This window comes from bacterium (genome assembly GCA_040753085.1).
In the GTDB taxonomy this organism is placed as follows: domain Bacteria; phylum UBA9089; class JASEGY01; order JASEGY01; family JASEGY01; genus JASEGY01.
The window spans coordinates 1-6,600 of the sequence record JBFMHI010000155.1; the positions used below are offsets into that span (position 1 = coordinate 1).

Here is a 6,600-nt window from a genome sequence, read left to right on the forward strand (position 1 = left end):
AGAGATATTTGCGGGGAAGTTAAGACGAGAAAAGTAGTTTTGTAGAAAAAAATGGTATGATGATGCTATAGCCGATAATGAACTAACCGCAAGGTTTCACAGAAAATTGGACGGTTATGAACCGTCCAAAAAAAAGCTAAGTGGGTGAGGGTACCCACTTAGCTTCCGCATAAAGATTAGTTCCGTAAACCGATCAGGTATAGAAACCGGGAGAAACAAAACTACACCTAACCTATTTACTTCTGTTATATATATCGGCTCAAGGCCCAAAATCCTTTAACTATTTCTGCTGGTCTGGTAACTATTCAGCCACGGATGGACACGGATGAAACACTGATTTTTTTAATATATGAATCATTAAATCCGTGAACCGTGTCCGTGATTCGTGTCTGTAAGGCAACCACAGTTGGGCAACCACAAGGGGTTGCCCTTACTCTCACCTTTGTCTTCTGTCCTCTGCTATCTGCTATTTATCCGTGCTAATCCGTGTTAATCAGTGGCTGAATAGTTACCTGGTCTGTAGGGTGAAAACTTTTCCTCTTGACAATCCTGGCCGGTCATAGTATAGTTACTGGTGACTACTCAGGTGGATAGACGGAAGGTGGAAGGCTTTTAAGGTTGAAGTAGTTACCGTTACTGTAAGTGGTAAGTGGCGGGTTTCGAGTGGTGAGTAGGGAGGATCTCTGAACGCCAAACTCGACGACCCGCAAGCGGGTGCCCCGAACTCGAAACTAACATGCCAAAGCGAAAAGACCTCAAAAAGATTTTGATTATTGGCTCTGGGCCGATCGTAATTGGACAGGCCTGTGAATTTGATTATTCAGGCACCCAGGGATGCCGTGCCCTTCGAGAGGAAGGCATCGAGGTGGTCCTGGTGAATAATAACCCGGCCACTATTATGACCGACCCGGATACAGCCGATTCCATTTACTGTGAGCCCATTACCGTAGAAGTAGTCGAAAAGATTATGGCCAAAGAGAAACCGGATGCCCTCCTGCCCACCCTGGGCGGACAGACCGCCTTAGATATATCCCTTCAACTGGCGGAACAAGGCTGCCTCGATCGATACGGTGTGGAGATGATTGGGGCCAGGGCAGAAACCATCAGGATGGCCGAAGATCGGGATTTGTTTAAAAAGGCTATGCAGCGGATTGGCCTTGATCTGCCTAAAAGTGGTTCAGCCTCAAGCCTGAAAGAGGCTGAGAAAATCGCGGCTACCGTTGGATACCCTCTCCTGGTCAGACCTTTCTCTACGCTGGGGGGAAGCGGCGCCGGCATAGCTTACGAACCCTGGGAACTGGGAAAAGTGGTCGGTTGGGCTATACAGTCCAGCCCTTTTCATAAGACCCTTATTGAAGAATCCGTCCTAGGCTGGAAGGAATACGAGCTGGAGGTAATGAGGGATAAAGCGGACAATGTAGTCATCATTTGTTCCATTGAGAATCTTGATCCAATGGGCGTTCACACCGGAGATTCCATTACGGTTGCCCCGGCCCAGACCTTAACTGATAAAGAATATCAGAGGATGAGAGATGCGGCGGTGGCGGTTATGCGGGAGATCGGCGTGGATACCGGCGGATCGAATATCCAATTTGCGGTTAATCCGGAAGATGGCCGGTTAGTAGTGATCGAGATGAACCCGAGGGTTTCCAGGTCATCGGCTCTGGCCTCAAAGGCGACCGGATTTCCCATTGCCAAGATTGCGGCTAAATTAGCTATCGGATACACCCTGGATGAACTGCCCAATGACATTACCCGGGAAACTATGGCCTCCTTTGAACCGACTATTGATTACGTGGTAGTTAAGATCCCCCGGTGGGCCTTTGAGAAGTTTCCAGAGGCCTCGCCTGTCCTGGATGCCCAGATGAAATCGGTGGGTGAAACTATGGCCATTGGTCGAACCTTTAAGGAGGCCGTGCAGAAAGGTCTCCGGTCACTTGAAATTGACCGATTTGGCCTCCGAAATAATGGAAGGCCACTCAATCTAACGGAATTAGAAGAGGGGCTTCGCCGTCCCACTCCGGAAAGGTTGTTCTTAGTGGCCGAAGCCCTGCGGCAGGGGATGGATATTCAGCGGTGTTTTGAGCTGACTAAGATTGACCCTTTTTTCCTTTACAATATCGGGCAGATTATAGGCTTAGAAAAGGAAATCGTCGGCACGGGCCGCCTCTCGCCCCAGCTTATGCGGAAGGCCAAACAGTATGGTTTTTCTGACCGGGAGTTAGCCGATTTGGTGGGTCAGGATGAGGATTCCATCCGGCAAGCTCGAAAGAGTAACGGCATTGAAGCCGCCTTTAAAACCGTGGATACCTGCGCGGCTGAATTTGAGGCCTACACACCCTATTATTACTCCACCTACGAATCAGAAGACGAGACCAAGTCCAGTAATAAGGAGAAAATTATGGTCCTGGGAAGCGGACCCAACCGGATCGGTCAGGGGATTGAATTTGACTACTGCTGTGTCCACGCCGCGATGAGCCTCAGGGAGGAGGGGATAGAGACCATTATGGTCAACTCCAATCCTGAGACAGTAAGCACCGATTATGACATCTCCACCCGACTTTATTTTGAACCCTTAACCCTCGAAGATGTCTTAAACATCACGGATCGAGAAAAACCTGACGGATTGATCGTCCAGTTTGGTGGCCAGACGCCTTTAGAATTGGCCATACCGCTCTGGCATAAAAAACTGCCCATCATAGGCACTTCTCCTGATTCCATTGACCGGGCAGAAGACAGGGGAAGATTCAAGGAAGTGGTGGATAAACTTGGCCTCCTCCAGCCGGCCAGCAGCACGGTCAGTTCCCTGGAAGAGGCCAAAAAGGCAGCCGCTCAGATAGGTTATCCTATTCTTATCCGGCCTTCTTATGTCCTTGGGGGAAGGGCGATGGAGATCGTCTATGACGAGAAATCCCTGGAGAATTATATGGAAAAGGCCCTGTCTGCCTCAGCTTCACTGGAGCATCCGGTTCTCATAGACAAGTTCTTAGAAGACGCCATTGAAGTCGATGTAGATGCCCTCTCAGACGGAAAGACAGTAGTGATTGGCGGTATTATGGAACACATAGAAGAGGCGGGCATCCATTCAGGAGACAGCATAGTGGTTCTGCCGCCGTATACCTTGGTGGATGAACAATTAGACCTTATTCGGAAACAAACCAGGGCCTTGGCCCTGGAGTTGGAGGTGAGCGGTCTGATAAACATCCAGTTTGCCTTTAGAGGAGATCGGCTCTACGTCCTGGAAGTCAACCCTAGGGCATCCCGAACCATCCCTTTTGTCAGCAAATCCATTGGTTGCCCCCTGGCCAAAATAGCGGCCAAGGTAATGACCGGCCACAAAAGCCTTAAAGATTTGGGCTTCACCCATGAAGTCGAGATGCCCTACTTTGCCGTCAAGGTGCCTGTCTTTCCCTTCCACAAATTTAAAGGCGTGGAAGGACGGCTTGGTCCGGAGATGAGGTCTACCGGAGAGGTGATCGGCCTCGACCCTGAATACGGCCTGGCCTTTGCCAAGGGCCTCATTGGAGCTGGTCAGGTATTGCCCAAAAGAGGGACCGTTTTTATCAGCGTCAAAAATAAGGATAAACGGGCCATCATATTTATTGCCAAGAGGCTGGAAGACCTCGGATTCAATATCCTGGCTACTCGGGGCACCGCTCAAGTCCTGGCCAGAAATGGGATCAAGGTAAAGATGGTCTACAAGGTATATGAGATGAGGCCTCCTGGGGAGAAGAAGGACATCCTGGCCTATATCCAGGCCGGCCAGGTTGATTTGATTATCAACACCCCTTCAGGTAAAGAGCCCAAACAAGACGATCTCTCCATCCGCAAGGTAGCCATCCTGAACCGCGTCCTCTGTCTCTCCACCATTCAGGCGGCCGCCGCCGCTGTCCAGGCGATTGAGGCCTTAATTAAAAAGAAAGATATTCCCGTTCGAGCCTTGGGAGAATACTATCAGTCTAGTCCCACACGGCCTAAGTTCCTGGCCGGTTTAAACCCTGGAATCCTCGAAGCCGGCTGAAAGATCATCCCCTTTCCAGGGCCTGCTCAATGACTTCATCAATAGTTTCTACGCCGATAAATTCCAGTTCTTTCTTTACATGCTCAGGGATATCAATCAAGTCCTTTTCGTTTTTTTTAGGCAAGATAACCGTCTTAATGCCGGCTCTTCTGGCCGCCAGAATCTTTTCCTTGATGCCGCCCACAGGTAGAACTTGGCCCCGCAGGGTTGCCTCGCCGGTCATAGCCACAAAGGGCCTTGAGGGTCGATTGCTGAGCAAAGAAGCCAGGGCGGCCGCTATGCTTACGCCGGCTGAAGGCCCGTCTTTGGGGATAGCTCCGGCGGGAACGTGGATATGAATATCCGTATGTTCAAAGAAATTCTCGGCAATGCCAAGGTTTTTTGCCCTGGTTCGGACGTAGGTTAAGGCTGCCCTGGCCGACTCCTGCATCACCTCGCCTAACTGGCCGGTCAGGGTAAGCCCTTTCTTTCCCTTCATCCTGGCAGCCTCAATAAAAAGGATGTCACCCCCGGTTTGTGTCCAGGCCAGACCAATGACCACGCCGGGTTCTAACCTTCGTTCCGCCACCTCTAAGAAAAATTTAAGGGGGCCGAGGAACTTGGGCACATCCGCCGTCCTAATCTTTTTCCCGCCCTCTTTGCCTTCGGCTATTTTTCTGGCTACTTTTCTACAGATAGTGGCTATCTCTCGCTCCAAATTCCGCAGGCCTGCCTCACGGGTATATTCCCGGCTAATTCGGGACAGGGCCTCGGGCTCAAAGCTTAAATCTTCCTCCTTAAGCCCGTGTTCAGCTAACTGTCTGGGAACAAGAAATTTTTGAGCAATAGCCAGCTTTTCTTCTTCAGTATACCCCGGCAGGTCAAGGGTCTCCATTCGATCCCGAAGGGCAGAGGGGATGGGATCAACAATATTGGCGGTAGTGATAAACATCACTTGGGAGAGATCAAAAGGCAGGTCAATGTAATGGTCGGAAAAGGCATTATTCTGCTCCGGATCAAGGACCTCGAGTAAGGCGGCCGACGGATCACCTCTGAAATCAGCCCCAATCTTGTCTACTTCATCCATCATAAAAACAGGATTCCTTGATCCGGCCCGCTTGATGCCCTGGATAATCCGGCCAGGCAGCGCCCCGATGTAGGTGCGGCGATGTCCCCGGATTTCGGCCTCATCACGGATACCTCCCAGAGAAATCCTGACAAACTTCCGGCCCAGGGCCCGGGCAATGGATCGACCCAGTGAGGTCTTACCCACCCCCGGCGGGCCGACAAAACAAAGGATAGGTCCTTTCATATCTTTCTTCAGACTCCGGACAGCCAGGTATTCCAAAATACGTTCTTTTACCTTTTCCAAATTATAGTGATCCTCCTCAAGAACCCGCGCAGCCTCAGGCAAATCAAGCCTGTCTTCGGTCGTTATGGCCCAGGGAAGATTAATCAGCCAATCAAGATAAGTCCGGGCTACCGTATATTCGGCGGCGGCCGGAGGTATTTTGCCCAGGCGGTCTAACTCCTTTTTCGCCTCCTTCTCCACTTCCTCAAGCATCTTGGCCGCCTCGATCTTCTGGGCAAGCTCTTTTATCTCTATGGCCTGCTCATCTTCCTGTCCCAGTTCTTTATTAATAGCCTCAAGCTGCTGCCGCAAGAAATATTCCCGCTGGTTCTTATCTATTCTGGTTCTGATCTCAGACTGAATCTTTGAACCGATCTCTAACAAGTCTAATTCCTTGGTGAGCAAAAGGGTGGCTCTCTCCAGGCGTTTCTTTGGATCCATTGTTTCTAAGAACTCCTGCTGTTCCTTAACTTCCAGATTAAGATTGGCCACCACCAGATCAGCCAGATTACCAGGATGCTTAAGGTTCAAGGCGCTGATATAAAATTCCTGGGGTATGCGGGGTGAAAGAGAAACCACCCGTTTTAAAAGATCAAGAAGATTCCTCCTCATCGCCTCGGTTTCTATACCCTCTGATTCTTCGATAAATATCTCTTCTACTGTTCCCTTTAAATAAGGTTCATCCTGGAACACCCGCTTAAGTTTTATCCGGCTCAGTCCCTGGACCAGAAGTTGCGCCGTGCCATCCGGCAGCTTAAGCATCTTAAGTATCTGCCCGGCTGTCCCAACTCGGTAGATATCGTCTTCGGATATCTTTTCTTTTTCGCCGTCTCGTTGGGCAAAAAGGCCAATAATCCGATCCCCTACCGAGGCATCATCAATTAATTTGATATTTTCATCCCGGCCAACCAGAAGAGGGACAATCATCGCTGGATAAATCACTACCTCCCGGGTGGGGAAGATAGGCAGATCTTTGGGTATATTTCTTTTTTCTTCCATAATTCCTCCTGACGATTTCGGATGGGGATAAATCCGTCATCCGCATGCCGCATTCCACCATTTGCAATCAGTAATCCAGCTCGGCCAAAGTTCCTGGGCGGTGAGAGCAGGGTTCGAGGATTCGTATCTACTCAAAATCAAGTTAAAAAAGTAAGCTCATTACAGATTATAGTGCTATGGGTTAAGTTTCATCTCCTTTTGTACCGACGACAGCGTTGGCATAAAAGCTTCCCCTCCCTTGATGGGAGGG

General features: G+C 50.0%; 2 protein-coding genes. One reads left to right on the forward strand and one right to left on the reverse strand.

Annotation, left to right across the window (positions count from 1 at the left end; translation table 11 throughout):
• Nucleotides 1-736 precede the first annotated feature (736 nt).
• Complete coding sequence (gene carB, locus AB1797_12170; GenBank protein MEW5768354.1) at nt 737-4,021, forward strand: carbamoyl-phosphate synthase large subunit; 3,285 nt, start codon at nt 737-739, stop codon at nt 4,019-4,021.
• Nucleotides 4,022-4,025: 4 nt separating this feature from the next.
• On the opposite strand, the gene lon is transcribed toward carB, so the two are convergent.
• Nucleotides 4,026-6,350, reverse strand: coding sequence for an endopeptidase La (gene lon, locus AB1797_12175; protein ID MEW5768355.1), 2,325 nt, complete (start codon nt 6,348-6,350; stop codon nt 4,026-4,028).
• Nucleotides 6,351-6,600 lie beyond the last annotated feature (250 nt).

What these genes read in the sequence shown, in the direction of transcription:
- carB (MEW5768354.1), top strand. Translation starts at nt 737, where the DNA reads ATGCCAAAGCGAAAAGACCTCAAAAAGATTTTGATTATTGGCTCTGGG.
- lon (MEW5768355.1), bottom strand. Translation starts at nt 6,350, where the DNA reads ATGGAAGAAAAAAGAAATATACCCAAAGATCTGCCTATCTTCCCCACC.